At 59.2% G+C, this 299-nt stretch carries 1 pseudogene; it reads left to right on the top strand.

From position 1 onward, the window contains the following. Positions 1 to 299 (top strand): annotated as a pseudogene (locus B4F73_RS02490) (alpha-glucuronidase); the annotation flags it as partial.

Below are 299 nucleotides of genomic sequence, written 5' to 3'. Positions count from 1 at the left end.
CAGCCGCGCGAGCCCTTCCATCCGCTGTTCGGCGCGATGCCGGAAACGCCGTTGATGATGGAACTCCAGATCACCAAGGAGTATCTCGGCTTCTCGACCCATCTCGCCTATTTGGGCACGCTCTGGGAAGAGGTGTTGTCGGCCGATACGCACGCCAAGGGTGAGGGCACAAGCGTTGCCTCCGTGATCGATGGCGTTGCGCAAGAGTACGAGCTTACCGGCATGGCAGGTGTTGCCAATATCGGCAGTGATCGGAACTGGTCAGGCTCAGTCTTCGATCAGGCGAACTGGTACGCTTT

Source organism: Hyphomonas sp. UBA3601, from assembly GCF_002375605.1.
GTDB lineage: Bacteria > Pseudomonadota > Alphaproteobacteria > Caulobacterales > Hyphomonadaceae > Hyphomonas.
This window is presented reverse-complemented; position numbering and strand designations above follow the sequence as displayed.